Genomic DNA, 25,714 nt, shown 5'->3' with positions numbered 1-25,714 from the left:
GCCATCCGCGGGCTCACCCACAGGTCTCATCTCGGATCGGGAGCCTCGACCGGCCCGGCGGAGATCATCCGGGTGGGCGGCCCGGACCGCCGCGGGCGGTGCGGCACGCCGAGGGACGGTTTCAGAGGACTCCTCCCGTTTCCGAAGCGGCATGATCCACCTGGTTCCTGTGGCACAGCTCACCAGATTTCCTACTAATCAAGTTTGTAAATAGGACTTGTCTAGGGCTAGCCTCCTCTTCCATCAGGGAGTATTTTCTCCGGAGGTCAGGCAAAAGTGAGGCGGTGGCGATGCCCGGTCCCGAGCCAGGGGTGCTGGAGCTGGTCCGGCGCGGGCACGAGGAGCGCGTGCTGCGGCTGCTGGGCGAGCACGGGGCGCTGAGCCGGGGGCGGCTGGGCACGCTGTCGGGGCTGTCGCGATCGACGCTCTCGGACATCGTGGGGGCCCTGCAAGCGCGCGGCGCCGTGGTGGCGACCACCCCCGACGCCACGCGGCGGGGGCCCGGGCGGCCCGCCGAGGTGCTCACGCTCAACCCGCTGGCGGGGCAGACCGTCGGGCTGGACTTCGGGCACCAGCGGGTGCACGTCGCGGTGGCGAACGCCGCCCAGGAGATCGTCGGCACGGCGACCCGCGGGTACGCCCGGACCACCTCCTGGGGCCGGCGGCTGGAGCTGGCCGTCGCCCTCGTCGACTCCCTGCGCGCCGACCTCGGCGCGCTGCAGGGCATCGGCGTCGGGGTGACCGGCGCCGGGGACTCCCGGAAGCGCGAGAGCGAACTCGTCGTCGAGCGCCTGACCGAGCGGTGGGGCGTGCCCGTCCTCGTCGACAACAACACCCGGCTGGCCGCGCTCGCCGAGGTGCTGCGCGGCGCCGGGAACGGCTGCTCCGACGTGGTGTACGTCCGGCTGTCGCACGGCATCGGCGGAGGCGTCGTCGTCGGAGGGCGGCTGCTGCGCGGGGCGCGCGGCACCGCGGGCGAGATCGGGCACGTCCCGGTCGGCTCCGTGGACGCCGACGGACTGCCCTGCCCGTGCGGCGGCCGGGGGTGCCTGGAGACCTACGCCTCCATCCCCGCGATCCTGCGCGCCGCCGGGCAGCCGGACCTTCCCGAGGCGCTCGCCGCGCGAGAGGCCGGGGACCCCGCCGCCCGCGCCGCCTTCGACCGGGCCGGACGCGCCCTCGGCATCGCGCTCGCCGGGGTCTGCGCGACCCTCAGCCCCGAACGGATCATCGTCGCCGGGGAGGTCGCGCCCGCCGTCCTCGAGTCCGCCGAGGCCGCTCTCCACCTCCACCTGTCCCCCGCGCTCCACCACGGACTGCGGCTGCACCCGGCGAGCCTCGGCGACGAGGTCGGCGCGCTCGGCGCCCTCGCCCTCGTCTCCCACGAGTCGCCGCTGCTCAGCGGCTACCCCGACCCCGTCAGAAAGGACCGCGCATGACCACCGCCACGCTGCCCACGTTCGACCCCGAGCAGGGCGCCACCGTACTGACGCCCGAGCGCGACGAACCCGGTTACTGGGTGGGCTGCGCCAGCGTGCTGGCCGAGGAGGGCCGCTACCTGCTGACCTACCGGCAGCGCCGCCCGCGCGGCGAGGCCGCCACCGAGCGCGGCTGGCGCTGCGCCGTCGCGGTCAGCGAGAACGGCGTCGACTTCCAGGACGTGTGGAGCGTCGAGAAGGGCGAGCTCGGCACCTCGTCCATGGAGCGGTTCTGCCTGCACCGCCGCGCCGACGGCGTCTACCAGCTCTACATCAGCTACGTGGACCCCGCCGACAACCGGTGGCGCATCGACGTGGTCGAGGCCGCCTCCCCCGAGGCCTTCGACGTCGCGGCCCGCCGCCCCGTCTTCACCGCGGCCGGCACCGGCACCGAGGGCGTCAAGGACCCGCGGGTCGTGCGGACCTCCGACGGCCGGCTGGTCATGCTGATCAGCGCCGCCGAGGGCACCTTCTCCGAGGACGAGCGCGGCGCCGCGCACGGCACCGCCGACATCTACAACACCGGCCTGTCCCGCTCGGTGTCCGCGCTGGCGGTCAGCCCCGACGACGGCGCCACCTGGGAGTGGAAGGGCGTCGTCCTGCGCCCCGGCGACGGCTGGGACAGCTGGGCCGCGCGCCTCAACAGCGTGATCGAGACCCCCGAGGGCTTCTACGGCTTCTACGACGGCGAGTCCGACCACACCCGCAACTACGAGGAGAAGACCGGTTTCGTCTTCTCCAAGGACCTCCTCTCCTGGGAGCGGCTCACCCCGGACGGCCCCGCCGTCGTCGCGCCGTCGGGCACCGGCTCCGTCCGCTACGTCGACGTCGTCCCCGAGGGCGGCGCCCTGCGCCTGTACTACGAGATCACCCGTGCCGACGGCGCCCACGAGCTGCGCACCCTCACGATCGGAGCACCCGTGTGAGCGTCACCGCGCCGCCCGTGACGAAGGAGCCGCCGAAGGCCGCGGCCCGCGCGGCCCGTCCGCGCCGGACGCTGCTGCCGCTCAACGTCGTCTCGATCGCCCTGGGCATCGGCCTCTGGTGGATCCTGTCGGTCAACGGGTTCCAGTTCCCGACCCCGCCGGAGGTCGTCTCCCGGGGCTGGGAGCTGCTGGCCGACGGAACGCTCCAGGGCGACGTCCTGGCGTCCCTCAAGCGGGTCCTCGCCGGCTTCTTCCTCGGCTCGGCCGCCGCGGTCGTCGTCGGGTTCCTGATGGGCTGGTACACCGTCGCCCGGGGCCTGTTCGAGCCGTGGATCCAGTTCTTCCGGACCATCCCGCCGCTGGCGATGCTGCCGCTGGTGCTGGTGATGCTGGGCATCGGCGAGACCCCGAAGATCTTCGTCATCTTCCTCGCCGCCTTCCTGTCCTGCGTCATCTCCACCTACCAGGGCGTCGTCGACGTCGACAAGACGATGATCAACGCGGCCCGGGTGCTCGGCGCGAAGGACGCGGCGATCTTCCTGCGGGTGGTCGTCCCCGCGTCCACGCCGTTCATCCTGGTCGGCATGCGCGTCGGCCTCGGCTCGGCCTGGGCGACGCTGGTGGCGTCCGAACTGCTCGCCGCCCAGCAGGGCCTGGGCTACCGGATGCAGAACGCCCAGCTCTACTACGACCTTCCGACGATCTTCGTGGGCGTGATCTCGATCGGCGTCCTCGGCCTGCTCATGGACAAGCTCCTGCAGCTGGCCGGCGGCAGACTCACCCGCTGGCAGGAGACCCGTTGAGCGCGCCCAAGATCCTCGTCCGGGACGTCGTCAAGGTCTTCCCGCCCGCCGGGAGGGACCGCGAGGGCTTCACCGCCCTCGGAGGCGTGTCCCTGGAGATCGCCGACCACGAGTTCGTGACGGTCGTCGGACCGTCGGGCTGCGGCAAGAGCACCCTGCTGAACATCCTCGCCGGGCTGGAGACCCCCACCGGCGGCGAGGCGCTCGTCGACGGGAAGGCCGTCGACGGGCCCGGCCCCGAACGCGGCGTCATCTTCCAGCAGTACGCGCTGTTCCCGTGGCTGACGGTCCGCGAGAACGTCGAGTTCGGGATGCGCTCCACCGGCGTGCCCAAGAAGGAGCGCCGCGAGCGCGCCGAGCACTTCATCCGGCTGGTCGGCCTGGAGCGGTTCGCGGACGCGCTGCCCAAGACGCTGTCCGGCGGCATGAAGCAGCGCTGCGCGATCGCCCGCGCCTACGCGGTGAACCCCTCGATCCTGCTCATGGACGAGCCGTTCGGCGCCCTCGACGCCCTCACCCGCGTCCGGCTCCAGGAGCAGCTGCTGCAGACCTGGAGCAGCGACCGGCGCACCGTCCTGTTCATCACCCACGACGTCGACGAGGCGGTGTTCCTCGCCAACCGCGTCATCGTGATGGCGGCGCGGCCCGGCCGGATCCACGAGGTCGTCGACGTCGACCTGCCCTACCCGCGGACCGAGGACGTCCGGCTCAGCCCCGAGTTCCGCGAGCTGCGCAACCGCGTCTGGCAGTCCGTGTACCACCAAGACCACAAGCGAACCTGACCCTCCCCTCCCCAGAAGGAACGATCCACATGAAGCTCAGCAGAAGGTCCTTCGGCTTCGCCGCGGCCGCCCTGGTCCTGTCCGTCGGCCTCGGCGCCTGCTCCTCCGGCGAGGAGGGCGGCGACGACGCGGCGACCAAGGTGAACTTCGGCTACATCGCCGACTACAACGGGGCCTCCCTGCTGGCCGTCGCCGACGACCAGGGCCTGTGGAAGAAGCACGGCCTGACGGCCGAGAAGAAGGTCTTCACCAACGGCCCGCTGCAGATCCAGGCCCTGGGCACCGGCGACCTGGACTTCGGCTACATCGGCCCGGGCGCCATGTGGCTGCCCGCCACCGGCAAGGCCAAGATCGTCGCCGTCAACTCGCTCGGCAACGCCGACCGCGTCATCGCCCAGCCCGGCATCACCTCGATCGAGCAGCTCAAGGGCAAGAAGGTCGCCGTGCCCGAGGGCACCTCCGGCGACATGATCCTCACCCTGGCGCTGCAGAAGGCCGGGCTGGACAAGAAGGACGTCGAGGTCGTCCCGCTGGAGGCCGCCGCGATCGTCTCTGCCTTCTCCTCCAAGCAGGTCGACGCCGCCGGGTTCTGGTACCCCGGCATCGCGACGATCAAGCAGCAGGTCCCCGACCTGGTCGAGCTCGCCAAGAACGAGGACTTCTCCGACACGGTGTCGTTCCCGACCGCGTTCGTCGCGGGCAACGACGTCGTCGACAAGGAGAAGAACAAGGCCGAGAAGGTCACGGCCGTCCTGCGCGAGGCGATCCAGTACCGCTACGACAACCCCGACAAGACCGTCGAGCTGACCGCCAAGCTGCTGAAGATGCCCGCCGAGCAGGTCAAGGCCGACTCGGAGAACTCCCAGGCCCTGCCGCTGAGCGACCTCGACAAGTACACCACCGACGGCACCATCGTGAAGTGGCTGAACGGCATGAACGACTACTTCCTCGGCGCCGGCAAGATCACCGAGAAGACCGACCCGGCCACCTACTACACCGGTGACCTCTTCACCTCGGCGGGCAAGTGACACAGCGCGCCAACGTCCTCTTCCTGATGACCGACCAGCACCGGGTGGACACGCTCGGCGCCTACGGGAACAGGCTGGCGGCGACGCCCGTCCTCGACGAACTGTCGAGGACGGGCACCCGGTTCGACCGCTGGTACACCCCGACGGCCATCTGCACGCCCGCGCGGGCCAGCCTGCTCACCGGGCAGGCCCCGTTCCGGCACAAGCTGCTGGCCAACCACGAGCGCAACGTCGGCTACATCGAGGACCTCCCCGCCGAGCAGTTCACCTTCCCGCAGGCGCTGCGCGCGGCGGGCTACAACTGCGGGCTGATCGGCAAGTGGCACGCCGGGCACCACCGGAACGCCGCGGACTTCGGGTTCGACGGGCCGGACCTTCCCGGCTGGCACAACCCCGTCGACCACCCCGACTACCTGGCCTACCTCGCCGAGCGGGACCTGCCGCCGTACGAGATCAGCGGCCACATCCGGGGCTCCCTGCCCAACGGCGGGCCGGGCAACCTGCTCGCCGCACGGCTGCACCAGCCCGTCGAGGCGACGTTCGAGCACTACCTGGCGACCCGCGCCATCGAGCAACTGGAGCGCTACGCCGAGGCCGCTCAGGACGGCACGCCGTTCTTCCTGCAACTGAACTTCTTCGGCCCGCACCTGCCCTACATCCTGCCCGACACCTATTTCGACATGTTCGACCCCGAGCAGGTCGAGCTGCCGAAGTCGATCGCGGAGACCTTCCACGGCAAACCGCCCGTCCAGCGCAACTACAGCACGCACTGGGCGTTCGACACCATGCCGATCGAGGTCACCCGCAAGCTCATCGCGGTCTACTGGGGCTACGTCGCGCTGATCGACGCCGAGATCGGCCGCGTCATGGAGGCGATGGACCGGCTAGGCCTCACCGACGAGACGGCCGTCTTCTTCACCAGCGACCACGGCGAGTTCACCGGCGCGCACCGCCTGCACGACAAGGGCCCGGCGATGTACGAGGACATCTACCGCACCGCCGGCCTGCTCCGCGTGCCCGGACAGCCCGAGGGCGTCGTCCGGGACGAGTTCGTCAGCCTCCTGGACTGCACCGCGACGATCCTGGAACTGGCGGGCCTCGACCCGTCCCCCGCCGTCGACTCGCGCAGCCTCCTCCCGCTGACCACGGGCGAGCCGGCGGAGTGGCAGGAGGACATCGTCTGCGAGTTCCACGGCCACCACTTCCCGTACGCCCAGCGGATGCTCCGGGAAGAGCGGTACAAACTCGTCGTCAACCCGGACTCCGTGAACGAGCTGTACGACCTGCTCACCGACCCGGACGAACTGCTGAACGTCTACGAGCACCCGGAGACGGCCCCGGTCCGCAAACGCATGACCGCCCGCCTCTACAACCTGCTCCGCGACCGCGGCGACAACTTCCACCACTGGATGACCACGATGTACGACATCGGCGAGGTCACCTACGACCCCACCCTCAGCGGCCTCGACAAGGACACCTACTGACGGTCCGACCGGCGGGAGGGGATCCGCGGGAACCCCTCCCGCCCGGCCCGGCAGGGGCTCAGCGGTCCCAGGGCGCCGCCTCGCCCATCTTCGCGTAGTAGCGGGCGAGGTGCCCCTTGACGCGGGGCACGTCCTCGGACGGAATGTCGGCGCCGCCGCGGGCGCCTTGCATGACGCCGCCCGCCGCCATGACACCGCGCGGAACCGCCTTGAGGCGGTCGTCGACCACGTCGGCGATGAGCAGCTTGTAACTGGTGAAATTGTCCGGCTCATCGCCGTCGTACCAGACGTGGGCGTCCCGGTAGGCGGCGTTCGGCGAGTCCTCCGCCCCGGCCCACCGGCGAACCCTCCGCTCCGCGGCGGCCCCGTCCCACTCGCGGTCGCGATCCGCCAGCGGGAGATCCTGAAATCTGGTCACCGTCACGATCTCCCCCTTTTCAACGGGTTCCTTTTCCCTCGAGTCCCCCGTGCCCGGCACGGTGCGCGGAAAACAAGCGGTTCCCTCGGAAGAAGAACGGGACGTTCCGGCCTCGACACCGGACCGGTCTTCGGGTGTCATCGCCTGATGGGCGTCGCGTGGATCGCCGAGCAGGTCGACTGCTTCGCCGGCGACGACGGGCGGCCGGCGGAGTACTACCGCGGCAGCGGCTTCACCGGGGCCGACGCGTTCACGGTCGTCGTCCGCGACGCCTTCCACTGCCCGGCGGTCAGCCGGTAGAGCACGTGGAGGCGCAGCGCGTGCCCTTCGGGCACGAAGGGGTGCTCGAAGTCTTCGTTCTCATCGCGGATCATGCCGATCCGCCGCATCACCGCCTGGGAGCGGACGTTCCCGACGGCGGTGAACGAGACGATCTCGTCCAGGCCGGCTTCGGTGAACCCGTACTCCAGCACGGCCTTCGCCGCCTCACTGGCGTACCCGCGCCCCCAGCTCCCGCGCCCCAGCCGCCACCCGATCTCCACCGCGGGCGTGAAGTGGGAGTCGAACCTCGTCCGAGCGATCCCGGTGAACCCGACGAACTCGCCGCTTTCGGCGACCTCCAGCGCCCAGAACCCGAAGCCGTCCTCCGCCATGCGGCTCTCGATCCGGTCGGCTATCGCGTCGCTCTCCTCCCGCGTCAGCACCGACGGGAAATGCTCCATGACCTCGGGGTCGGCGTTCAGCTCCGCGAACGGGCCCCGGTCCTCCTCCCGCCACCGCCGCACCAGCAGCCGCTCGGTCCTCAGCACCAGTCCTTCATCCATGCCCACGACCGTACAGCCGCGCGGTCCGGCCCAACCGATCGGTTTCCGCAAGGGCGCTGTTCCGTTCGTGTCGGATCGGACCTGCGCTTCCCCGTCCTCGTTCTCCGCTTCTGCTGCGGGTAGCGCACGTCACAGGCTTATGCGCTATGCACATTCTGTGCACTGGCCACATGATGTGTACGGCGAAGGAACATCGCCGCCCCTGAAGCATGAGGAGACGCACGTGGACGCATCCCCGCCTGAGGAACGTGCGGGAGGGATCGTCACCGTGCTCGCCGCGGCGGGGATCGTCGCGGCGCTCATGCAGACCATCGTGGTGCCGTTCATCGGCGAGATGCCGCGGATACTGGGGACCACGGCCTCCAACGCGTCCTGGGTCGTCACCGCCACGCTGCTGGCGGGGGCGGTGTTCATCCCGGTGACGGGGCGGCTCGGCGACCTGTACGGCAAGCAGCGCATGCTGCTGGTCTGCACCGTGCCGCTCATCCTGGGATCGGTCGTCTGCGCGCTCGCCGACTCCGTGATCCCGATGATCGTCGGGCGGGGGCTGCAGGGCATGGGCATGGGGATCGTGTCGCTGGGCATCAGCGCGCTGCGCGACCTGCTGCCGCCGCGCAGGCTCGGGCCCTCGATCGCGCTGATGAGCTCGTCGATGGGAGTCGGCGGGGCGCTCGGGATGCCGCTCGCGGCGGCGGTCGCCGAATACGCGAGCTGGCGGGTGCTGTTCTGGGGCTCGGCCGTGCTGAGCCTGCTGATCACCCTGCTGATCTGGCGGCGGGTGCCGCCCACGCCCCCGCAGACCACCGGGCGGCTCGACCTCGTCGGCGCGGTGGGGCTCGGCGTCGGGCTGGTGTGCCTGCTGCTCGGCGTGTCCAAGGGGGCCGACTGGGGGTGGGGCAGCGGCACCATCCTCGGACTGCTCGTGACGGCGGTCGTCGTCCTGCTCGTGTGGGGCTGGTGGGAACTGCGCTCCGGCGACCCGCTCGTGGACCTGCGCGTCACCGCAAGGCCGCAGGTGCTGCTGACCAACGTGGCGTCGATCCTCGTCGGATTCGCGATGTACGCGCAGTCCCTGATCGTGATGCAGCTGCTGCAGCTCCCCGAGGCCACCGGATACGGGCTCGGCCAGTCGATGCTCGCCGCCGGGCTGTGGATGGCCCCCGGCGGCCTGATGATGATGGCGGTCTCACCGCTGGGCGCGAAGCTGTCCGCCGCCCGCGGTCCCAAGACCACGCTGCTCGCAGGCAGCCTCGTCATCGCCCTCGGGTACGGCTCGTCGATGGTCCTGCTGGGTTCGACGTGGGGCATGCTGATCATCGTCGCCATCGTCAACGGCGGCGTCGGCCTGGCCTACGGGGCGATGCCCGCCCTCATCATGGGCGCGGTGCCCCGGTCCGAGACGGCCGCGGCCAACGGCTTCAACACCCTGATGCGCTCCATCGGCACCACCGTGTCGGCCGCCGTCATCGGCGTCGTCCTGTCCCAGCTCACCATCCGGATGGGCGAGTACACCCTCCCGTCCGAGAACGGCTTCCGCGTCGGCATGCTGATCGGCTGCGCCGCCGCGTTCCTCGGCGCGCTGGTCACCCTGGCCCTCCCGTCGGGCCGCCCCGGCTCCCCCACCGGGCCCGCCGCCTCCGACGGGCCCGGCGAACCGGCCGAACAGCCCGTCAAAGCCCTCACCTGACCCGCCTTCTCCGCGTTCAACTCTTTCCGCCCACTGTGGTCTCGGCGAAAAGGCTCGGTGGCGGGCAGGGGGAATCTCTCTTCACGAGATTTTCGAGAGGAATGCCCGTAAGATCATCTTTTACATGCGAAAAGGTGGCCTTACGGAGGGTGCGCGGTGGGGGACATGAACGAACGACCGGAGGAATGGGCCTCGCGGGGCATCGACATCACCAGGCCCAGCATCGCGCGGGCCTATGACGTCGTGCTCAGGGGCAAGGACAACTTCAAGGTCGACCGCGCGTTCGTCTCCGAGATCGCCAAGGTGATCCCGGAGATCTACGACGTGGCCTCCCACAACCGCCGGATCCTCGGACGGGGTGTGCGGTTCCTGGCCGAGCAGGGCATCCGCCAGTTCCTCGACCTGGGCTCGGGACTTCCCACCGTGCAGAACACCCACCAGGTCGCCCAGTCCGTCGCCCCCGACTCCCACGTCGTCTACGTCGACAACGACCCCATGGTCCTGGTGCACGGGCGGGCGCTGCTGGACGAGAACGACCGCACCTCCGTGGTCACCGCCGACCTGCGCGACGCCCGGGCCGTGCTGGAGGACCCGGACGTCAACCGGCTCATCGACTTCGACCGGCCGGTGGCGCTCATGATGGTGGGCATCCTGCATCACCTGCACGACGACGAGAACCCCCAGGGCATCGTCGAGACCTACCTGGACGCCGTCCCGTCCGGCAGCCACCTGTTCGTCACCCACTTCTGCGCCTCCAGCCAGGAGGCCCGCGACGCCGAGAAGCAGTACCTTGCGATGCTGGGCACCGGCCGGTTCCGCACCCCCGAAGAGATCACCGCCTACTTCGACGGCCTGGACCTCCTCGAGCCCGGCGTGGTCCCCCTCCCCCTCTGGCGCCCCGACGGCCCGGTCCCCCTCGAGGCGGAGCTGTCGATCGGCCAGAAGCTCATGTACGGCGGCATCGCCCGCAAACCCTGACCTCCCGGGTCCGCCGGAGGATCCCGTGCGCGGATCCCGTCCAGCCGGTCCCGCCCCGTTCCAGCCGTCCCAAAGCATTCCTTGACACGAATATTCTCCATGGAGAATACTCACCTGCATGGACGCACTCCTCACCGCGCTGGCCGACCCGGCCCGCTGGCGGCTCGTGACGCTGCTGGCCGAGAGGCCCCGCCCGGTCGGGGTCCTCGCCCGGCTCGCCGAGGCGCGCCAGCCGCAGACGACCAAGCACCTGCAGACTCTCGAACGCGCGGGTGTCGTCGTCTCCCAGCGCACCGGCCAGCGCCGCGTCTACGCGCTCCGGCCCGGTGCCCTGAGGGACCTGGCGGCCGTGCTCAGCGGGCTCGCCGACACCGCGGACCGGGCCGGCGGCCCGCTCGAGACCTACGAGCGCTACGGGATCGGCCTCCACGCCGAGCGGCTCGCCGCAGAGGACGCGGGGTGGGCCGACGGCCGCTCGTTCAGGTTCCTCCGTTCGCTGACGGGCCGCCCCGAACTCGTCTGGCGCCACCTGACCGAGACCTCCCTGCTCGCCCGGTGGTGGACGCCCGACGGCCTCCGCGTCTCCGAACTCGCCTTCGAGGCGCGACCGGGCGGGCGGATCATCCACGAGTACCGCGACGCCGAGGACGCCGACGGCTCCGAGCCGGTCGCCGGACGCGCGGAGGGAGTCGTCGACGACGCACGCCCTGGTGAGCACCTCGCCTACCGGCTCTCCCCGCTGCTCCCCGACGGCGGCATCGCCTTCACCGCCCACGTCGACCTCGACCTCCGGCCCACCGGCACCGGCACCGGCACCGGCACCGGCACGGACCTCGACGTCCACTGGCGGATCACCGACAGCACGGTCGACTCCGCGGACTTCATCGCGGGCATCGAGATCGGCTTCGGCCAGAGCCTCGACAGGCTCGCGGCGACCCTCGCCGCGGACGTCCGCCGCACCGACGACACCGACACGAGGAGCACGAAGTGACACGGCAGACCACCGGCCGCAGGGTGACCGCGAACATCGGCATTTCCCTCGACGGGCGCTACAACGGCCCCGGCGGGGCCGGCGACATGGGCGCGATCGTTCGGTATGCAACTACCGAGGTCGCGCGAGACCACCTCACCCGCATCTGGGAGGGCGCGACGACGGTGCTGCTCGGCCGCGTCAACGCCGAGGGGTTCCTGCAGTTCTGGCCTTCCGTCGCCGAGGACGAGAACGCCGATCCGCGTGATCGCGGATACGCGAAGTGGCTGGTCGACGTGGAGAAGGTGGTCTTCTCGACCACCCTGACCGAAGCACCTTGGGAACGCACCCGCGTGGTGAACGCCCCCGTCGCGGACGTCGTCGCCGAACTCAAGGCCACCGGTACGGGCGACATCCTCGTCAACAGCAGTGCGAGCCTCATCAAGGCCCTCCTGTCGGCGGACCTGATCGACCGGCTGCATCTCATGATCACTCCCGAGATCGCCGGGGACGGGCAGCGGCTGTTCGACGACGGCCTGCCGGCCGCCAGGTGGACGCTCACCCGCCAGGAGACCGGCGACCTGGGAGAGATCGTCATGGCCTACGACCGGATCCGCTGAGCCCGGGTCAGGCCTTCTTGACGACGGCGGACTTGAGCTGCATGGAGCCGAAGCCGTCGATCCTGCAGTCGATGTCGTGGCCGTCCACGCCGTCCACCAGGCGGATGTTGCGGACCTTGGTGCCGGACTTGATGCCGGCGGGACTGCCCTTGACCTTGAGGTTCTTGATCACGGTGACGGTGTCGCCGTCGGCCAGGACGTTGCCCACCGAGTCCCGGACGACACCGGTCTCGGGGGCGTCCTCGGCGGCGGCGGGCGCCCACTCGTGGGCGCACTCGGGGCACACCAGGAGCTCGCCCATCTCGTAGACGTACTCGCTGGAGCATCGGGGGCAGGGGGGCGGCGTCGCGGTCACCGGGGAAGCATACGGCCCGGCTCCGCCGGGAGGCCTGCGGGGCGGGCTGTCGCAGACGGCGCAGTCGGCGCGGCCGGTTTCGGCCGTGGACGGGGTGGCGGACGGGACTGGATGTTCTGCATGGTGCTAGGTGACTGATCTGCGATCTATCGCACTGGAGGATGGCATGTCCGTTGCTTCTCGGTTCGTCCTGGCGGGGGCGCTCGTGGCCGCGTCGATGACGGTGGCCGCGCCCGCCGGGGCCGCCAAGGCCTGCGTGCTCGGCAAGTGGCGGGGGACCTCCTACACCTCGATCATCGCGGGGTCGGGCGCGGAGACCCACGGGAGCGGGGCCAAAGGGGTGCGGTTGAAGATCACCCGCACGTCGCTCGCCTACGACTTCGACAAGTCCACGAGGGAGAAGCTGGTCGGGTCCAGTTTCGGCTCGCCCCTCTTCGAGTCCTGGACGACGTACAGGAAGAAGCTCGGCGTCAAGGCGACGGTGAAGGGCTCCAAGAAGGGGACCGTCGTCCTGAAGCACAAGACCGCGACCGGCACCGCGACCGGCACCGGCGTCACGACGTGGCCGGAGAAGGGGAAGCCGAAGAAGTGGAAGATCGCCGCGAACCTGCGCACCGGCGTGCCTGAGACGCTCGTCCCGGTGAAGTCCTCCTTCAGCTGCTCCGGCAAGACCCTGAAGTTCTTCTCGTCCTACAGGTACCGGGGTTACGACATCTCCATCGGCCGGGTCTTCACCCGCGCCTGACCCCTGACGGGCGGGCTCCCGACGTGACCGTCACCAGGTGTCGATGAAGCGGCGTCGGCCCTGGCGGGGCGGGCGGTCCTTGAAGGAGGCCAGGATCCAGCGGCGGGTCTCGGCGGGGTCGATGACGTCGTCTAGCTCGAAGGCGGAAGCGGCGTTGAGGGCCTTGCTGTGCTCGTAGGCGACGGCGACCATCTCGTCGAAGAGCGCGTCGGGGTCCTCGGCCGCCTCCAGCTCCTTGCGGAAGCCCAGGCGGACGGCGCCTTCCAGGCCCATGCCGCCTATCTCGCCGGTGGGCCAGGAGATCGTGGCGACGGGGGCCTTGAAGCTGCCGCCGGCCATGGCCTGGGCGCCCAGTCCGTAGGCCTTGCGGAGGACGACCGTGATCAGCGGGACGGTCAGGTTGGCGCCGGTGACGAACAGGCGGCTGAAGTGGCGGACGGTCGCCGTGGTCTCGGCCTCGGGTCCGACCATGAAGCCGGGGGTGTCGCAGAGCGAGACGACGGGGAGGTCATGGGCGTCGCAGAGCTGGAGGAAGCGGGCGGCCTTGTCGGCTCCGTCGCGGTCGATGGCGCCGCCCAGGTGGGTGGGATCGTTGGCGAGGAGGCCCATGGGGACGCCTCCGACGCGGACCAGGGCCGTGCGGATGCCGGGGGCGAAACCCCCGCGCAGCTCCAGCACCGAATCGGTGTCGGCGAGGGTCTCGACGACTCGGGCGACGTCGTAGGGGGTCTTGCGGTTCTCCGGAATCAGGTGGCGGAGGAGACGTTGGTCGGGAGCCGTCCAGTCCTCCCGCGGGCCTGAGAAGTACGACAGGTAGCGCCGGGCCGCCGCGACGGCCTCGGCCTCGTCGGACGCCACGATGTCCACGACCCCGTTCGCCGACTGGACGCCGATCGGGCCGATCTCCTCGGGACGGAAGGTCCCGAGGCCGCCGCCCTCGATCATGGCGGGGCCGCCCATGCCGATGTTGGCGTCGGGGGTGGCGATGATGACGTCGCAGCAGCCGAGCAGGGCGGCGTTCCCCGCGAAGCAGCGGCCGGAGGCGATGCCGACGAGGGGGACCTCGCCGCTGAGGCGGCCCATCGCCCAGAAGCTGGTGACGTCCAGGCCGGAGACCGTGGTGGTGTCGGTGTCTCCGGGACGGCCGCCGCCGCCTTCGGCGAACAGCACGAGCGGGAGCCGGCGTTCGGCCGCGAGCTCCAGCATCCGGTCGGTCTTGCGGTGGTTGAGGTAGCCCTGGGTGCCCGCCAGGACGGTGTAGTCGTAGGACATGACGGCCGCGGGACGGCCGCCGATCTCCCCGACGCCGCAGACGAGTCCGTCGGCGGGGGTGCGCTCGATGAGCTCCTCCACCGGGCGCCGCCGCCGCTGGGCGGCGATGGCCAGCGCGCCGTACTCGGTGAACGTGCCGTCGTCGCACAGGTCGGCGATGTTCTCGCGGGCGGTGCGGCGGCCCTGCTCGTGGCGTCGGCGGACGGCCTCGGGGCGTCCGGCGTCCAGGCCGGTCTCATGGCGGGCGCGGACGGCCGCCAGGTCAGCCCGTACCGCGTCGAGGTCGATGGAAGCGCCCTCCTCGCGGGCGGCGGCCGCCACCTCGGCCGCCCTCACCCGCACGAGCGGCGCGTCCCGCTTCACCGTCCAAGACGCCTCGACGAGGACCTCTTCGACGATCCCGTCGTACTCCGCCCGGACGACGTGCTCCATCTTCATCGCCTCGAGCACGACCAGCGCGGCTCCGGCCCGGACCTCTTGGCCCGCCGTCACCTTCACGCTCACCACGGTCCCCTGCATGGGGGCGCCCACAAAGCCCTTCACGTTCCCGACTCTACGGACAGCCCCCGGCGGGCGGCTAGAGCGCCGCCACCGCTTCCGCGATCGGCACGGCGCCGCCGTGCAGTTCCAGCGTCCGGTGGACGCCCGCGCCCGTCCGCAGCAGCTCGGCGATCACCGCCGCGACGTCGTCGCGGGGGATGTCGCCGCGCTCGGCGGGCGGGTCGGTGAGCAGCACCAGCCCGGTTCCGGGGTCGTCGGTCAGCCGTCCGGGGCGCAGGATCGTCCAGTCGAGGTCGCGTTCGCGCAGGTCCTCCTCCGCCACGCGCTTCGCGGTGACGTAGGCGGCCCAGGACTCCTCGGTGCCCGGCGGGACCGGCTGGTCCACCCCTGTCGCCGAGATCTGGATGAACCGCCGCACCCCGGCCTCCTGCGCGGCCTCGGCGGACAGGATCGCGCCGTTCTGGTCGACCGTCGCCTTGCGTACGGCGCCGCTGCCCGGCCCGGCCCCTGCGGCGAAGACCACGGCGTCGGCCCCCTGGAGCAGGATGGCCAGCTCCGCCAGGTGCCCTTCTTCGAGGTCGAAGACCGCAGCCTCCTGGCCGAGCGCCTCCAGGTCGGGGATCTGGTCCGGGTCGCGGATCACCCCGGTCGCGGTGCCGCCGGGCAGCATCCGCAGCAGCCGGAGCGCGATCTGGCCATGTCCACCCACGATGACGATGCTCATGCTCCGATACTCGCAGATCCTCGGAGGGACCCGTCACTCACGGTCACGAAACCGTCCAGCGCCGGGGGCCCGGGCCCGCGGATCCCAGCCGGTCGGAGGGGTTCTGCAAGGCGCAGCTCTCCAGGCTCAGGCAGCCGCACCCGATGCAGTCGGTGAGGTCGTCGCGCAGCTGCTCGAGCGCCTTGATGCGGCTTTCGAGCTCCTCGCGCCAGCGTTTGGAGAGGCGCTCCCAGTCGTGTCTGGTGGGCGTGCGGCCGGACGGGAGGGATTCCAGCGCCGAGCGGATGTCCTTGAGCGGCACCCCGACCCGCTGGGAGACGCGGATGAACGACAGGCGGCGCAGGACGTCGCGGCGGTAGCGCCGCTGGTTGCCCGCTGTCCGCTCCGCCTCGATGAGGTTCTCACGCTCGTAGAAGTGCAGCGTGGAGACGCTGACGCCACTGCGTTCGGCGACCTCCCCCACGGAAAGCGGGTGGGCGGGCCCGGAGCGGGGGTCGGGCATCGGGATCCTCCGTCCGAAAAGAACTTGACCTCAAGTTCTGTTGAGGTTTTACGGTCATCTCATGATCTCGCAAGAAACGCCGGAAACATCTGGCAAGTCCGGTCTGGGAGTGCTGAGCCGGGCCTTCCTCTGGGTCACGATCGGCTCGTGCGCGCTCGCCTTCCTCGCCGCCTTCGAGAACGTCGCGGTGACCGCCGTGATGCCGACCGTCAGCACCGAGCTGGACGGCGCCGGGCTGTACGCGATCGCGTTCGCGGGCCCGTTCGCGACGGGCGTCATCGGCATGGTCGTGTGCGGGATGTGGGCCGACCGGCGGGGGCCGACGGGGCCGCTCTACGCGTCCGTCGCGCTGTTCTCCGCCGGGCTGCTGCTGTGCGGGCTGGCCGGCTCCATGGAGGTGCTCGTCGCCGGACGGCTCGTGCAGGGGCTCGGCAGCGGGGCCATGATGGTCGCCCTCTACGTGGTGGTCGCCCGGGTGTACCCCGAGGAGCTCCATCCCAAGATCTTCGCCTGGTTCGCCGCCGCCTGGATCGTTCCCGCACTCGTCGGCCCGGTCACCGCCGGCGCCGTCACCGACCTGCTGGGCTGGCGCTGGGTGTTCCTCGGCGTGGTCGTGCTGGCCGCCCTGGCGATGCTCATGGTGGTCCCGGCGCTCGGCGGGCTCGGCCCCGAGAAGGCGAAGGAGCACGGCGGGGAGGGCTCCGGCAGGAGCCCGGCGCTGCTCGTCTGGGCGAGCCTGGCCGCGCTCGCGGTGCTCGTCCTGAACCTGGCGGGCGAGGTTCCCCGGGTGGGCTGGGCGCTGGCGCTCGCCGCGGCCGCCGTCGCGCTCCTCGCGGTGCGCCCCCTGCTGCCCGCCGGAACCCTCGTCTCCCGGCGCGGGCTGCCCAGCATCATCCTGATGCGCGGGCTCGGCGCCGCCGCGTTCTTCGCCGCCGACGTCTACCTGCCCTACCTCTTCACCGACCGGTACGGCTTCTCCCCCACGCTCGCCGGGCTCACCCTGACGTTCGGGGGCCTCGCCTGGTCGGCGGCGTCCGCCCTCCAGGGACGGCTGGGCGAACGGCTGCCCCACGCCCTGGCCGTCCGGATCGGGACGGCCCTCGTCTTCGCCGCGATCCTGTCCGCCCTGGCGACCGCCGCCCTCGGCCTGCACCCCGCCGTTCCGGTCGTCGGCTGGATGGTGGGCGGCGCGGGAATGGGGTTCATGTACCCGCGGCTCAGCACCCTGACGCTCTCCCTCTCGGCCCCGGAGAGCCGGGGCGCCAACTCCTCGGCCCTGGCCATCTCCGACTCGCTGGGCGCGGCGCTGTCCCTGGCGCTCGCCGGCCTCGTCTTCACCGCGTTCTCGGCGCTCCCCACGAGCACGGGCTCCTTCTCCGGAGTGTTCGCCTTCTCCGCGGCCATCGCGCTGGCGGCGGCCCTCCTGGCCCACCGGGTCGTCCCGAAGGACCACCAGATTTCTACAACTCCCCACAACAGGAAAAGGTGCCCGCATGAAAGCCATCGTCCAGCGTGAGTTCGGCCCCGCCGACGTGCTCGTCCTCGAAGAAGTCGACCGCCCGGCGCCCGGATCCGGACAGGTGCTGGTGAAGGTCGAGGCGGCGGGGGTCCACGCCGTGGACACCAACATCCGCCGGGGGGTCTTCCCCGCGACGATGCCCGCGCCCCGATTCCCGATGACCCCGGGGCGCGAGGTGGCCGGGACGGTCGAAGCCGCCGGCCCGGACGTCGAAGGCTCCTGGATCGGCGAGCGCGTCGTCGCCCATGTCGGCTTCCTGAACGGCGGGTACGCCGAGTACGCGCTCGCCCCGGCGGCCTCCCTCCACGCGCTCCCCGCGGGGGTCCCCTTCTCCGAGGCGATCGCGGCCATCGGCACGGGGCGCACCGCGCAACTGGTCCTCGACTCGGCCCGCATCACCGGTGACGACATCGTCGTCGTGACGGGTGCGTCCGGCGGTCTCGGCAACCAGCTCATGCAGCTGGCCCTCTCCCTGGACGCCCGCGTCGTCGCCCTCTACGGTGGCGAGGCCAAACGCGCGGCCGTGGAGGGCTACCGGGTCGACGGGCTGATCCCCGTCGACATCTCCGAGCAGGACTGGGCTGAGCGGATGAAGCACGAACTCAAGGACGAATCCCCGTCAGTCGTCCTGGACGGCGTGGGCGGGGACGTCGCCCGCACGGCGCTGGAGTCCCTGAGGCGCGGAGGCCGTCACGTCATCTTCGGGTGGTCCGCCGGCGCCCCCGTCCAGGTGACGACGGAGGACATCGTGGAGCGCTCGATCACCGTGGGCAGCATCCTGGGAGCGCCCATCACGGCCATGCGCGACCTGGAGACCCGTTCCCTGGACGCGGTCGCCGAGGGCCGGGTGCGCCCCCTCGTGGACGAGTACCCCCTCCGGGACGCCGCCAAGGCCCACACCGCGATCGAGAACCGTACGTCGCGCGGCAAGGTCGTCCTGGTCACAGATACGGAAGGATGACGCTCAGCACCAGCTCGCTCGCCCTCTCCGCCAGCTCGTCCGGAGTGAGGGCGAGCGAGCCGCCGAGCCAGTTGATGACCAGTTCGCCCGCGCCGCCGAGGGCGAAGAGCATCGCGACGGTGAACGCCTCCTCGTCGGCGGGCCGCAGCGAGTCCCGGGCGAACCGCGCGAAGAGGTGGTAGGTGTCCCGGCGCCGCTGCTCCAGCGCCGGACTGCCCGCCGGTTCGGCCAGTCCGATCCTGGCCCGCCGCGAGTCGGACGCCATGGCGTTCACGAACACGGACATTCCCGCCCGGATGCGCTCCTCCGGCAGGGGCTCGGAGGCGATCGCCCGTTCGACGTAGGTGAGCAGGTCGCTCAGCGCCTGGTCGTAGACGGCCAGCAGCAGCGCCTCGACGTCGGGGAAGCTCTCGTAGAAGTACCTGTCGTTGAGCCCCGCGTGGGCGCACACGCCGCGCATGGTGACGGCGGCCCAGCCGTGGTCGCCCCACAGCTCCAGCCCGGCCGCCAGCAGCCGCCCGCGCCGCTCGGTCCGGCGCTCCTCGGCGGTGCGCCCTTTGTACGGACGTGTCGTAGATCCCATCGTGCCCATCTTGACGCTCCGGATCTTCGAAACCACTATTGGTGGCACCCGCCACCAACTTGAGGAGAACCGTGCAGCCCCTCGGCCCCGACTCGCTGACCTGGCGTTTCTTCGGTGACAACCGGGCACTCCTCACCGGTCCCCGGGCCGGCGTCCTGCAGCTCATGCTCCCCGAGCTCGGGCTGGGCGTCATGGAGCACTCGGTCTTCTTCAACGACACCTTCGGCCGCCTCAAGAGGTCGGCCGGCCCCATCCTCAACACCGTCTACGGCGGCGCCAAGGCGGCCGAGACCGGCGCCAAGGTCCGCGACTACCACGTGGACATCAAGGGCACGATGCCCGGCGGCGAGCGCTACCACGCCCTCGACCCCGAGACGTACTTCTGGGCGCACGCGACGTTCCTCGACCACATGCTCTACGGCGTGGAGACGTTCATGCGCCCCCTCACCGAGGCGGAGAAGCAGAAGATCTACGAGGAGTCCAAGGTCTGGTACGCGATGTACGGCGTCAGCGACCGCGCCATGCCCGAGGACTGGCCCGCCTTCCAGGAGTACTGGAAGCGCATGCTCAACGAGCGCCTGGACGCCAACAAGACGGCCGCCTACAGCGTCGGCTACGCCAAGAAGGGCCTCCCCCGCCCCCCGCGGATCCCCGCCCCGGTCTGGAAGGTCCTCGGCGTCCCCGTCAACGCCGTCGCCCGCTTCCTCACCGTCGGCGGCATGCCCCCCGAGGCCCGCGACATCCTCGGCCTGCGGTGGACCCGCGCCGACGAACGCCGCTACCAGAAGTTCGCCGGATTCGTCCGCGACCTCGACGGCCTCTGGTCCGTCCTGCCGGAGTTCGTCAAGTACTCCCCCCAGGCACGCAAGGCCTTCAAACGCGACGGCCGCCCCCGCCCCCTGTCCCACGTCTGACGGGGATCCGCCCGACGAGGCGGAATCAGCCCGGGTCCGCCCAACGGGGTCCGGCGAAGCCGCGGATCCGCTCTACGACGGCCTCCGGGGCGGCTTTGAGCTCTTCCAGGTGGCAGAGGGTCACGTTGCCGGTCTTGCGGTCGAACCAGGGGGAGCGGCCCGGGGTGCCGGTGAGGAGCGGGGGGAGGAGCGGGGCGGGGGTGACCGGGGTGCCCCCGGTGGGGTGGACGGTGAGGGCGCGGCGGCGGAAAGGCCCTCGGCGGGTGACGGTGACGGTGACGGTGTCCAAGTCCTCCCAGGTGTAGCCGGCCGAGTGGCGGCCCCGGCGCAGGGCGATGCCTCGGGGGCCGACCTCCAGGGTGTTGTGGCCCAGGGCGCCGGTCACGCCCTGGTAGACCACGTAGGCGGTGCGGGCCAGGGCCGCGACTCCGATGATCATGAGGAACGGGGCCAGGGTCAAGGTGGGCGGGCCCTCGAACAGGGAGGACATGCCGGCCAGGGCCGCCAGGCAGGCCAGCAGCGTCCACGCCACCCGGGAGACGGTCTCGGTGACCAGGCCGGACGTCCTCACCCCGGTCTCGAAGGGGGGCGGGGCGCCGGGGAGCGCGGTGACGGGCGCGTCCGGCTCCGCGTGCCGCTCGGCGGCCGGGGCGGGCCGAGGGGACGGGACGAGCGGGAGGGGCGGGGCCTCTGCCGCCTCGGTGAGCGACCGGCGGATCTCCTCCGGGCGGGGGCGGGCCCCGGGGTCCTTGTGCAGCAGGCCGGCCAGCAGCGGCTCCAGCGGGCCCGCGTTCAGCGGGCGGGCGGGGACCCCGTCGAGGATCTTGGCGAGGACCGCGGAGAACGCCGGGGCCTCGAAGGCGTCCCTGCCCTCCAGCGCGAAGTAGAGCGTCGCGCCCAGCGACCACAGGTCCGACACGGGGGTGCACGGCCGGCCGCGCGCCTGCTCCGGCGCCAGGTAGGCGGGCGAGCCGAGGAACGCGCCGGTCCCCGTCAGCCGCGCCTCGCCCTGGAGGCCCGAGACGCCGAAGTCGCCGAGCTTCACCCGGTCCCCGGGGAGCACCAGCACGTTCCCCGGCTTCACCTCGCAGTGCACGACGCCCACGCCGTGCGCGGCCGTCAGCACGTCCAGCAGCTGCAGCCCGAGCCGGGACGCCCGGTCCAGCGGCAGCGGCCCGCCCTCCCGGACGAGTTCCTCCAGCGAGACGGCCTCGACCAGCTCCATGACGACGTAGAGTCCGTCGTCCTCCTCGAGCACGTCGTGGATCGCCACCGCGTGGGGGTGGTCCAGCGCGGCCAGCGCCCGCCACTCCACCGCGATCCGGGCCAGCCCGCCGGTGACCACCTCGTCGGACAGGTCGGACGGTACGAGCACCCGCTTCACCGCGACCTCGCGTCCCGTCAGCGTGTCCGCCGCACGCCAGACGACCCCCATGCCGCCCTGCCCCAGTTCCTCCACCAGGGTGAAGCGTCCGGCGACGGACTCATCGATCATGCTGCCCTCTTCACATAAGAAGCCCGATATCCCGTTTCTTTCCCGGAAGCTGCCTTCTCACCGGTGATCGTCCAACTCGATCGTCCACATCAGGACAGCGGGGAACGGGTGGTCAGCCCGCGTCGGCGATGCGGTACGCGTCCAGGGCGAGGGCGAGTTCCAGCGCCTCGCGGGGACGGTCCGGGGAGCGGCCGGTGAGGGTCTCGATGCGGCGGATCCGGTTGAAGACCGTGTTGCGGTGGCAGTAGAGCACCGCGGCGGTGCGGGCGGCCGAGCCGTCGCAGTCCAGCCAGCGGGTGAGGGTGTTCAGCAGGGTCTCGCGCTCCGGCGGGTCGAGGTCGAGGACGGGCCGGAGCACCGCCTCCACCAGGCGCTCGGCCAGGTCGGGCTGGCTGGCGGCGAGGGCGGCGGGCAGGCGGTCGTCCAGGCGGACGGTCTCGGCGCCCCGGCAGGTGCGCAGGGCGACCATCGCGTGGCGGCGGGCCTCGCACAGCTCCGGCAGCCCGTCCACGGCCGGGCTCACCCCCGAGCTTCCGGAGAGCAGCGGCTCCACCGCCCGCAGCGCCTCGTCCGGGTCGCCGCCGGCGAGCGAGACCACCATCAGCTCGCAGTCGGGGCGGGTCCGCCACAGCAGGCGCAGCCCTCCGGCCTCCGCGGGACGGGACGCCCCCTCCGGGCGGGGCCGTTCGGGACGGGTGGCCACGACGAGGTACCCGCCGAACTGGGGGACGTCCAGCGCCGACGCCGCGGCGCGGACGACGGCGGTGTCGGCACGGCCTTCCAGCAGCGCGTCCAGCAGGGCCTGCGCGCGTTCCGCGTGCCGGCTGCGCAGCTCGTTCTCGCGCCGCCGGTAGGCGTCGGCGGCGACGACCGCCTGCCGGTCGACCCCGTGCCAGACGCGTTCGGCGCCGCGCAGCAGGGCCGTCGCCTCGCCCGGGTATTCGGACGTCAGGACGTCGACCATCGCCTCCCAGGTGATCTGGGTCGCCAGCCTGTAGCCGCGCAGCAGCGAGTCCAGCGGGACTCCCTGCTCCGCGCGTTTGACGGCGGTCTCGGCGGCGACGACGAGGTCCTGCCGCTCCCGCCAGGGCTGCCCCATGGCGCCGATGCCCGCGCGGAAGCCGCGTTCGAGGTCCCGCCGGTGCTCGTGCTCGGGCACCCTGCGGTAGGCGCTCTCGGTGGAGCGCAGTTCGGTGAGGAGCTTGTCGGCCAGTTCGGGGACCCGCTCCAGCAGCCGCGAGGCCACCCGCCTGATGACGGCGGACGTCTCCTCGCCGGATCTCGCCGGATCCTGTACAGCGTTCACGTTCTGCCTCCGCCCTGCCCCCGAGCGGCCGTTCTTCCAGTAACGAACGTTATCCGAAGCCTGTGCATTTGCACAGGATCCTTCCCGCACCTCAGAGCCCCTGGTTGTGCATCCGTCTCCAGTTGCCCCCAAGGTCTGGACGATCACCGGTCCGGGGGATTTGTGTTTCCCATCACACCCCTGGAGTAAGAGGAGCACCATGGCCGCCGACGACCCTCTTCCCCCCGACCGTCCGGTTCCCGAGACGGAGACGTCCGAGGGCGGCGGGCTGCGCGTGCGGGATCTGCGGGTCTCCTACGGGCCGGTCCAGGCGCTGAACGGAGTTTCACTCGAGGTGCCTCAGGGCTCGGTCGTCGCCGTGCTCGGTTCCAACGGAGCGGGCAAGTCGACGCTGCTGCGCGCGATCTCCGGCACCCTGCGCTTCCACCGCGGATCCGTCCCCTCGGGCTCGGTGGAGTACGCCGGAGCCCGGCTGTCGGGACTGGACGCCCCCGCCGTGGTGGCGCGCGGCATCACCCAGGTGCCGGAGGGGCGGCGGGTCTTCGGCCGCATGACCGTCGCGGAGAACCTCCGCGCCGGGACGCTGGGCGTCCGGGGCCGCAAGGCCGCGGCCGCCGCGCGCGAGCACGTCCTGGAGCTGTTCCCGGTGCTGGCCGAACGCGCCGGGCAGCGCGCCGGGCTGCTGTCGGGCGGCGAGCAGCAGATGCTCGCGATCGGACGGGCGCTCATGGCCCGGCCCCGGGTACTGCTGCTGGACGAGCCGACCCTCGGCCTGGCCCCGCTGATGTCCGCCCGGATCGCCGACACCGTCCGGCGGATCAACTCCGAGGGCACCACGGTGCTGCTGGTCGAGCAGAACGCCGCGATGGCCCTGTCCCTGGCCTCCCACGCCTACGTGCTGGAGGTCGGCGAGGTCGTCATGTCCGGGCCGGCCGACGAGCTGGCCGCCAGCGACGAGGTGCGCCGCCGCTACCTCGGCGAGGTCGACGAGGAGCCCGGCGCCGAAGGGTCCGCGCCCGCCGAGCGGCCCGTCCTGACGAGGTGGTCGGCATGAGCGCCCCTCCCCCGCTGGAGGTCCGCGACGTGACCGTCCGGTTCTCCGGACTCGTCGCCCTGGACTCGGTGGGCTTCACCGTCGAGCCCGGCTCGATCCACGCCGTCATCGGCCCCAACGGCGCGGGCAAGTCCACCTGCTTCAACGTGCTGTCGGGCGTCTACAGGGCGTCCTCGGGCAGCCTGCGGTTCGGCGGCGCCGAGCTCACGAAGCTGCCCACGCACGAGATCGCGGCCCTCGGCGTGGCCCGCACCTTCCAGAACATCGCGCTGTCCCCGCACCTTTCGGTCGCCGACAACCTGATGCTGGGACGGCACCGGCTGACCCGCACCGGTTTCGTGTCCGCGGGCCTGCGCCTGCCGGCCGCCCGGCGCGAGAGGGCCCTCCACTCCGAGCGGGTCGCCGAGATCGCCGCGTTCGTCGGGCTGGCCGGACGGCTGCCCGTCCCGGTCGGGCTGCTGCCCTACGGCGTGCAGAAGCGGGTGGAGCTCGCCCGCGCCCTGTGCATGGAGCCGAGGCTGCTGCTGCTCGACGAGCCCGTCGCCGGCATGAACGGCGGGGAGCGCCGCGAGATGGCCGCCCTCATCTCCGCCATCCGCGAGGACCTGGGCATCTCGCTGCTGCTGGTCGAGCACGACATGGGCATGGTGATGCGCCTCGCCGACGCCGTCACCGTCCTCGACTTCGGCAGGCGCATCGCCGGCGGCACCCCCGCCGAGGTCCAGCGCGACCCCGAGGTCATCCGGGCCTACCTCGGCGCCGCCGCGGAGCAGCCCGCCGCACACGACGAGGAGCAAGTGTGACCACCTTCGCCGAACTCCTGCTGAACGGCGTCTCGATGGGAGCGGTGTACGCGCTCATCGCCCTCGGGTTCGTCATCATCTTCAAGGCCAGCGAGGTCGTGAACTTCGCGCACGCCTCGCTCCTGCTGGCGGGCGGCTTCGTCATCGCCAAGCTGCACGGCCAGATCGGCTTCTGGCCCGCGCTGGCCGCGGGCATCGCCGGAGCGGCCCTGGTCGGCTGCCTGGTGGAGTTCCTGGTGATCCGGCGCTCCAAGGCCCCCGACCACAGCGTGCTGGCGATCGCCACCATCGGCGTCGACATCGTCCTGGCCACCGAGATCGCCCGGCACATCGGCACGGACGTGCTGGCGATGGGCGACCCCTGGGGCGACCGGGTCGTGCACCTCGGACCGGTCTCCATCGCGCAGACCCGCATCGCCGCCCTGCTCGTGGCCCTGGTGCTGATCACCGCGTTCCTGCTGGCGTTCAAGCACACCGGCTGGGGCGTGGCGATGCGGGCCGCCGCCGAGGACGGCGAGACCGCCGCGCTCATGGGCGTGCGGCTCGGCCGGATCTCGATGAGCGCCTGGGCCGTGGCGGGGGCGCTCGCCGCCGTCGCCGCGCTGTTCCTGGCCGTCTTCCCCACCCCCGGCATGGACAAGGCGACCGGCCTGGTGGCGCTCAAGGCGTTCCCCGCCGCGATCCTCGGCGGGCTGGACTCCACCACCGGAGCGCTCGTCGGCGGGCTGCTCATCGGCGTCACCGAGGCGCTGATGAGCGGCTACCAGGGCGACCTGGCCTTCCTCGGCCGGGGCATCGGGGACGTCGCGCCCTTCCTGGTCATGCTGCTCGTGCTGCTCATCCGTCCGGCCGGCCTCTTCGGAACGAGGGAGCTGACCCGTGTCTGAGACCTCCGTGTCCAAGAAGCCCCCGTCCGAGCGGCCCGCGCCCCGAGCACTCCCGGCCGGAGCGTCCCTCGTCCGGGTGCTCGCCTGGGCGGCCG

Annotated in this window: 26 protein-coding genes; 17 read left to right on the top strand and 9 right to left on the bottom strand. The window is 71.6% G+C overall.

The window, feature by feature from the left end; translation table 11 throughout:
• Positions 1–290 precede the first annotated feature (290 nt).
• From ABD327_RS13365 to ABD327_RS13340, 6 genes are read left to right on the top strand one after another with little or no spacing between them, the layout of a single operon-like run.
• The gene (locus ABD327_RS13365) at positions 291–1,439 is read left to right on the top strand and encodes an ROK family transcriptional regulator (RefSeq protein ID WP_344450658.1); all 1,149 of its coding nucleotides are present in this window, start codon (positions 291–293) and stop codon (positions 1,437–1,439) included.
• The gene (locus ABD327_RS13360; RefSeq protein WP_344450657.1) at positions 1,436–2,404 is read left to right on the top strand and encodes a glycoside hydrolase family protein; all 969 of its coding nucleotides are present in this window, start codon (positions 1,436–1,438) and stop codon (positions 2,402–2,404) included. The genes ABD327_RS13365 and ABD327_RS13360 overlap by 4 nt, the downstream gene beginning before the upstream one ends.
• On the top strand, positions 2,401–3,207 hold the full coding sequence (locus ABD327_RS13355) for an ABC transporter permease (protein WP_344450656.1): 807 nt from the start codon (positions 2,401–2,403) through the stop codon (positions 3,205–3,207). The genes ABD327_RS13360 and ABD327_RS13355 overlap by 4 nt, the downstream gene beginning before the upstream one ends.
• Positions 3,204–3,989 carry an ABC transporter ATP-binding protein gene (locus ABD327_RS13350; protein ID WP_344450655.1) on the top strand — a complete coding sequence of 262 codons (786 nt, stop codon included), beginning with the start codon at positions 3,204–3,206 and terminating at the stop codon, positions 3,987–3,989. The genes ABD327_RS13355 and ABD327_RS13350 overlap by 4 nt, the downstream gene beginning before the upstream one ends.
• Before the next feature lie 29 nt (positions 3,990–4,018).
• Positions 4,019–5,017 (top strand): aliphatic sulfonate ABC transporter substrate-binding protein, encoded by a 999-nt coding sequence (locus ABD327_RS13345; RefSeq protein ID WP_344450654.1) that lies wholly within the window; start codon positions 4,019–4,021, stop codon positions 5,015–5,017.
• Positions 5,014–6,501, top strand: coding sequence for a sulfatase family protein (locus ABD327_RS13340; protein WP_344450653.1), 1,488 nt, complete (start codon positions 5,014–5,016; stop codon positions 6,499–6,501). The genes ABD327_RS13345 and ABD327_RS13340 overlap by 4 nt, the downstream gene beginning before the upstream one ends.
• A gap of 58 nt (positions 6,502–6,559) precedes the next feature.
• On the opposite strand, the gene ABD327_RS13335 is transcribed toward ABD327_RS13340, so the two are convergent.
• Complete coding sequence (locus ABD327_RS13335; protein ID WP_344450652.1) at positions 6,560–6,919, bottom strand: hypothetical protein; 360 nt, start codon at positions 6,917–6,919, stop codon at positions 6,560–6,562.
• A gap of 215 nt (positions 6,920–7,134) precedes the next feature.
• Positions 7,135–7,743, bottom strand: a complete 609-nt coding sequence (locus ABD327_RS13330; RefSeq protein WP_344450651.1) for a GNAT family N-acetyltransferase — start codon at positions 7,741–7,743, stop codon at positions 7,135–7,137.
• Positions 7,744–7,966: 223 nt separating this feature from the next.
• Between ABD327_RS13330 and ABD327_RS13325 the strand changes: the two genes are divergently transcribed.
• The 4 genes from ABD327_RS13325 (at position 7,967) to ABD327_RS13310 (ending at position 11,998) form a co-directional block, all read left to right on the top strand.
• Entirely contained in the window at positions 7,967–9,430 is a 1,464-nt protein-coding gene (locus ABD327_RS13325) for an MFS transporter (protein WP_344450650.1), read from the top strand.
• 165 nt (positions 9,431–9,595) lie between these two features.
• Positions 9,596–10,408: an SAM-dependent methyltransferase gene (locus ABD327_RS13320; protein WP_344450649.1), complete on the top strand. Its 813-nt coding sequence runs from the start codon at positions 9,596–9,598 to the stop codon at positions 10,406–10,408.
• Positions 10,409–10,526: 118 nt separating this feature from the next.
• Positions 10,527–11,399 carry a metalloregulator ArsR/SmtB family transcription factor gene (locus tag ABD327_RS13315; RefSeq protein WP_344450648.1) on the top strand — a complete coding sequence of 291 codons (873 nt, stop codon included), beginning with the start codon at positions 10,527–10,529 and terminating at the stop codon, positions 11,397–11,399.
• On the top strand, positions 11,396–11,998 hold the full coding sequence (locus tag ABD327_RS13310) for a dihydrofolate reductase family protein (protein WP_344450647.1): 603 nt from the start codon (positions 11,396–11,398) through the stop codon (positions 11,996–11,998). The genes ABD327_RS13315 and ABD327_RS13310 overlap by 4 nt, the downstream gene beginning before the upstream one ends.
• A gap of 7 nt (positions 11,999–12,005) precedes the next feature.
• Here the strand turns inward: ABD327_RS13310 and ABD327_RS13305 are convergent, their stop codons facing one another.
• Entirely contained in the window at positions 12,006–12,353 is a 348-nt protein-coding gene (locus ABD327_RS13305; RefSeq protein WP_344450646.1) for a zinc ribbon domain-containing protein YjdM, read from the bottom strand.
• A gap of 166 nt (positions 12,354–12,519) precedes the next feature.
• On the opposite strand from ABD327_RS13305, the gene ABD327_RS13300 reads away from it, so the two are divergent.
• The gene (locus ABD327_RS13300) at positions 12,520–13,098 is read left to right on the top strand and encodes a hypothetical protein (RefSeq protein ID WP_344450645.1); all 579 of its coding nucleotides are present in this window, start codon (positions 12,520–12,522) and stop codon (positions 13,096–13,098) included.
• A gap of 30 nt (positions 13,099–13,128) precedes the next feature.
• On the opposite strand, the gene ABD327_RS13295 is transcribed toward ABD327_RS13300, so the two are convergent.
• From ABD327_RS13295 to soxR, 3 genes are read right to left on the bottom strand one after another with little or no spacing between them, the layout of a single operon-like run.
• Positions 13,129–14,913: a carboxyl transferase domain-containing protein gene (locus tag ABD327_RS13295; protein ID WP_344450644.1), complete on the bottom strand. Its 1,785-nt coding sequence runs from the start codon at positions 14,911–14,913 to the stop codon at positions 13,129–13,131.
• Between the two features lie 34 nt (positions 14,914–14,947).
• On the bottom strand, positions 14,948–15,595 hold the full coding sequence (locus ABD327_RS13290; RefSeq protein WP_344450643.1) for an SDR family oxidoreductase: 648 nt from the start codon (positions 15,593–15,595) through the stop codon (positions 14,948–14,950).
• A gap of 43 nt (positions 15,596–15,638) precedes the next feature.
• Positions 15,639–16,097 (bottom strand): redox-sensitive transcriptional activator SoxR, encoded by a 459-nt coding sequence (soxR, locus tag ABD327_RS13285; RefSeq protein ID WP_344450642.1) that lies wholly within the window; start codon positions 16,095–16,097, stop codon positions 15,639–15,641.
• A 61-nt stretch (positions 16,098–16,158) separates the two neighbouring features.
• Between soxR and ABD327_RS13280 the strand changes: the two genes are divergently transcribed.
• Entirely contained in the window at positions 16,159–17,613 is a 1,455-nt protein-coding gene (locus ABD327_RS13280) for an MFS transporter (protein WP_344450641.1), read from the top strand.
• Positions 17,591–18,577, top strand: a complete 987-nt coding sequence (locus ABD327_RS13275) for an alcohol dehydrogenase catalytic domain-containing protein (RefSeq protein WP_344450640.1) — start codon at positions 17,591–17,593, stop codon at positions 18,575–18,577. Before ABD327_RS13280 ends, ABD327_RS13275 begins: the two co-directional genes overlap by 23 nt.
• On the opposite strand, the gene ABD327_RS13270 is transcribed toward ABD327_RS13275, so the two are convergent.
• Positions 18,558–19,160 carry a TetR/AcrR family transcriptional regulator gene (locus ABD327_RS13270; protein WP_344450639.1) on the bottom strand — a complete coding sequence of 201 codons (603 nt, stop codon included), beginning with the start codon at positions 19,158–19,160 and terminating at the stop codon, positions 18,558–18,560. The two genes, ABD327_RS13275 and ABD327_RS13270, sit on opposite strands and share 20 nt — an antisense overlap.
• Positions 19,161–19,231: 71 nt before the next feature.
• On the opposite strand from ABD327_RS13270, the gene ABD327_RS13265 reads away from it, so the two are divergent.
• Positions 19,232–20,074 (top strand): oxygenase MpaB family protein, encoded by an 843-nt coding sequence (locus ABD327_RS13265; protein ID WP_344450638.1) that lies wholly within the window; start codon positions 19,232–19,234, stop codon positions 20,072–20,074.
• Between the two features lie 25 nt (positions 20,075–20,099).
• Here ABD327_RS13265 and ABD327_RS13260 read toward each other — a convergent pair whose 3' ends face one another.
• Together ABD327_RS13260 and ABD327_RS13255 are read right to left on the bottom strand one after the other, a co-directional pair.
• Positions 20,100–21,569 carry a serine/threonine-protein kinase gene (locus tag ABD327_RS13260; RefSeq protein WP_344450637.1) on the bottom strand — a complete coding sequence of 490 codons (1,470 nt, stop codon included), beginning with the start codon at positions 21,567–21,569 and terminating at the stop codon, positions 20,100–20,102.
• A gap of 112 nt (positions 21,570–21,681) precedes the next feature.
• Positions 21,682–22,875 (bottom strand): PucR family transcriptional regulator, encoded by a 1,194-nt coding sequence (locus ABD327_RS13255; RefSeq protein ID WP_344450636.1) that lies wholly within the window; start codon positions 22,873–22,875, stop codon positions 21,682–21,684.
• A 199-nt stretch (positions 22,876–23,074) separates the two neighbouring features.
• On the opposite strand from ABD327_RS13255, the gene ABD327_RS13250 reads away from it, so the two are divergent.
• From ABD327_RS13250 to ABD327_RS13240, 3 genes are read left to right on the top strand one after another with little or no spacing between them, the layout of a single operon-like run.
• Positions 23,075–23,929 carry an ABC transporter ATP-binding protein gene (locus tag ABD327_RS13250; protein WP_344450635.1) on the top strand — a complete coding sequence of 285 codons (855 nt, stop codon included), beginning with the start codon at positions 23,075–23,077 and terminating at the stop codon, positions 23,927–23,929.
• Positions 23,926–24,732 carry an ABC transporter ATP-binding protein gene (locus tag ABD327_RS13245; RefSeq protein WP_344450634.1) on the top strand — a complete coding sequence of 269 codons (807 nt, stop codon included), beginning with the start codon at positions 23,926–23,928 and terminating at the stop codon, positions 24,730–24,732. Before ABD327_RS13250 ends, ABD327_RS13245 begins: the two co-directional genes overlap by 4 nt.
• The gene (locus tag ABD327_RS13240) at positions 24,729–25,619 is read left to right on the top strand and encodes a branched-chain amino acid ABC transporter permease (RefSeq protein WP_344450633.1); all 891 of its coding nucleotides are present in this window, start codon (positions 24,729–24,731) and stop codon (positions 25,617–25,619) included. The genes ABD327_RS13245 and ABD327_RS13240 overlap by 4 nt, the downstream gene beginning before the upstream one ends.
• Positions 25,620–25,714 lie beyond the last annotated feature (95 nt).

It is taken from the genome of Actinocorallia aurantiaca (assembly GCF_039533685.1).
GTDB lineage: Bacteria > Actinomycetota > Actinomycetes > Streptosporangiales > Streptosporangiaceae > Actinocorallia > Actinocorallia aurantiaca.
This window is presented reverse-complemented; position numbering and strand designations above follow the sequence as displayed.

What these genes read in the sequence shown, in the direction of transcription:
- soxR (WP_344450642.1), bottom strand. Translation starts at nt 16,097, where the DNA reads ATGCCCGACCCCCGCTCCGGGCCCGCCCACCCGCTTTCCGTGGGGGAG.
- ABD327_RS13330 (WP_344450651.1), bottom strand. Translation starts at nt 7,743, where the DNA reads ATGGATGAAGGACTGGTGCTGAGGACCGAGCGGCTGCTGGTGCGGCGG.
- ABD327_RS13365 (WP_344450658.1), top strand. Translation starts at nt 291, where the DNA reads ATGCCCGGTCCCGAGCCAGGGGTGCTGGAGCTGGTCCGGCGCGGGCAC.
- ABD327_RS13320 (WP_344450649.1), top strand. Translation starts at nt 9,596, where the DNA reads ATGAACGAACGACCGGAGGAATGGGCCTCGCGGGGCATCGACATCACC.
- ABD327_RS13280 (WP_344450641.1), top strand. Translation starts at nt 16,159, where the DNA reads ATGATCTCGCAAGAAACGCCGGAAACATCTGGCAAGTCCGGTCTGGGA.
- ABD327_RS13270 (WP_344450639.1), bottom strand. Translation starts at nt 19,160, where the DNA reads ATGGGATCTACGACACGTCCGTACAAAGGGCGCACCGCCGAGGAGCGC.
- ABD327_RS13345 (WP_344450654.1), top strand. Translation starts at nt 4,019, where the DNA reads ATGAAGCTCAGCAGAAGGTCCTTCGGCTTCGCCGCGGCCGCCCTGGTC.
- ABD327_RS13315 (WP_344450648.1), top strand. Translation starts at nt 10,527, where the DNA reads ATGGACGCACTCCTCACCGCGCTGGCCGACCCGGCCCGCTGGCGGCTC.
- ABD327_RS13290 (WP_344450643.1), bottom strand. Translation starts at nt 15,595, where the DNA reads ATGAGCATCGTCATCGTGGGTGGACATGGCCAGATCGCGCTCCGGCTG.
- ABD327_RS13260 (WP_344450637.1), bottom strand. Translation starts at nt 21,569, where the DNA reads ATGATCGATGAGTCCGTCGCCGGACGCTTCACCCTGGTGGAGGAACTG.
- ABD327_RS13245 (WP_344450634.1), top strand. Translation starts at nt 23,926, where the DNA reads ATGAGCGCCCCTCCCCCGCTGGAGGTCCGCGACGTGACCGTCCGGTTC.
- ABD327_RS13250 (WP_344450635.1), top strand. Translation starts at nt 23,075, where the DNA reads ATGGCCGCCGACGACCCTCTTCCCCCCGACCGTCCGGTTCCCGAGACG.
- ABD327_RS13360 (WP_344450657.1), top strand. Translation starts at nt 1,436, where the DNA reads ATGACCACCGCCACGCTGCCCACGTTCGACCCCGAGCAGGGCGCCACC.
- ABD327_RS13300 (WP_344450645.1), top strand. Translation starts at nt 12,520, where the DNA reads ATGTCCGTTGCTTCTCGGTTCGTCCTGGCGGGGGCGCTCGTGGCCGCG.
- ABD327_RS13275 (WP_344450640.1), top strand. Translation starts at nt 17,591, where the DNA reads ATGAAAGCCATCGTCCAGCGTGAGTTCGGCCCCGCCGACGTGCTCGTC.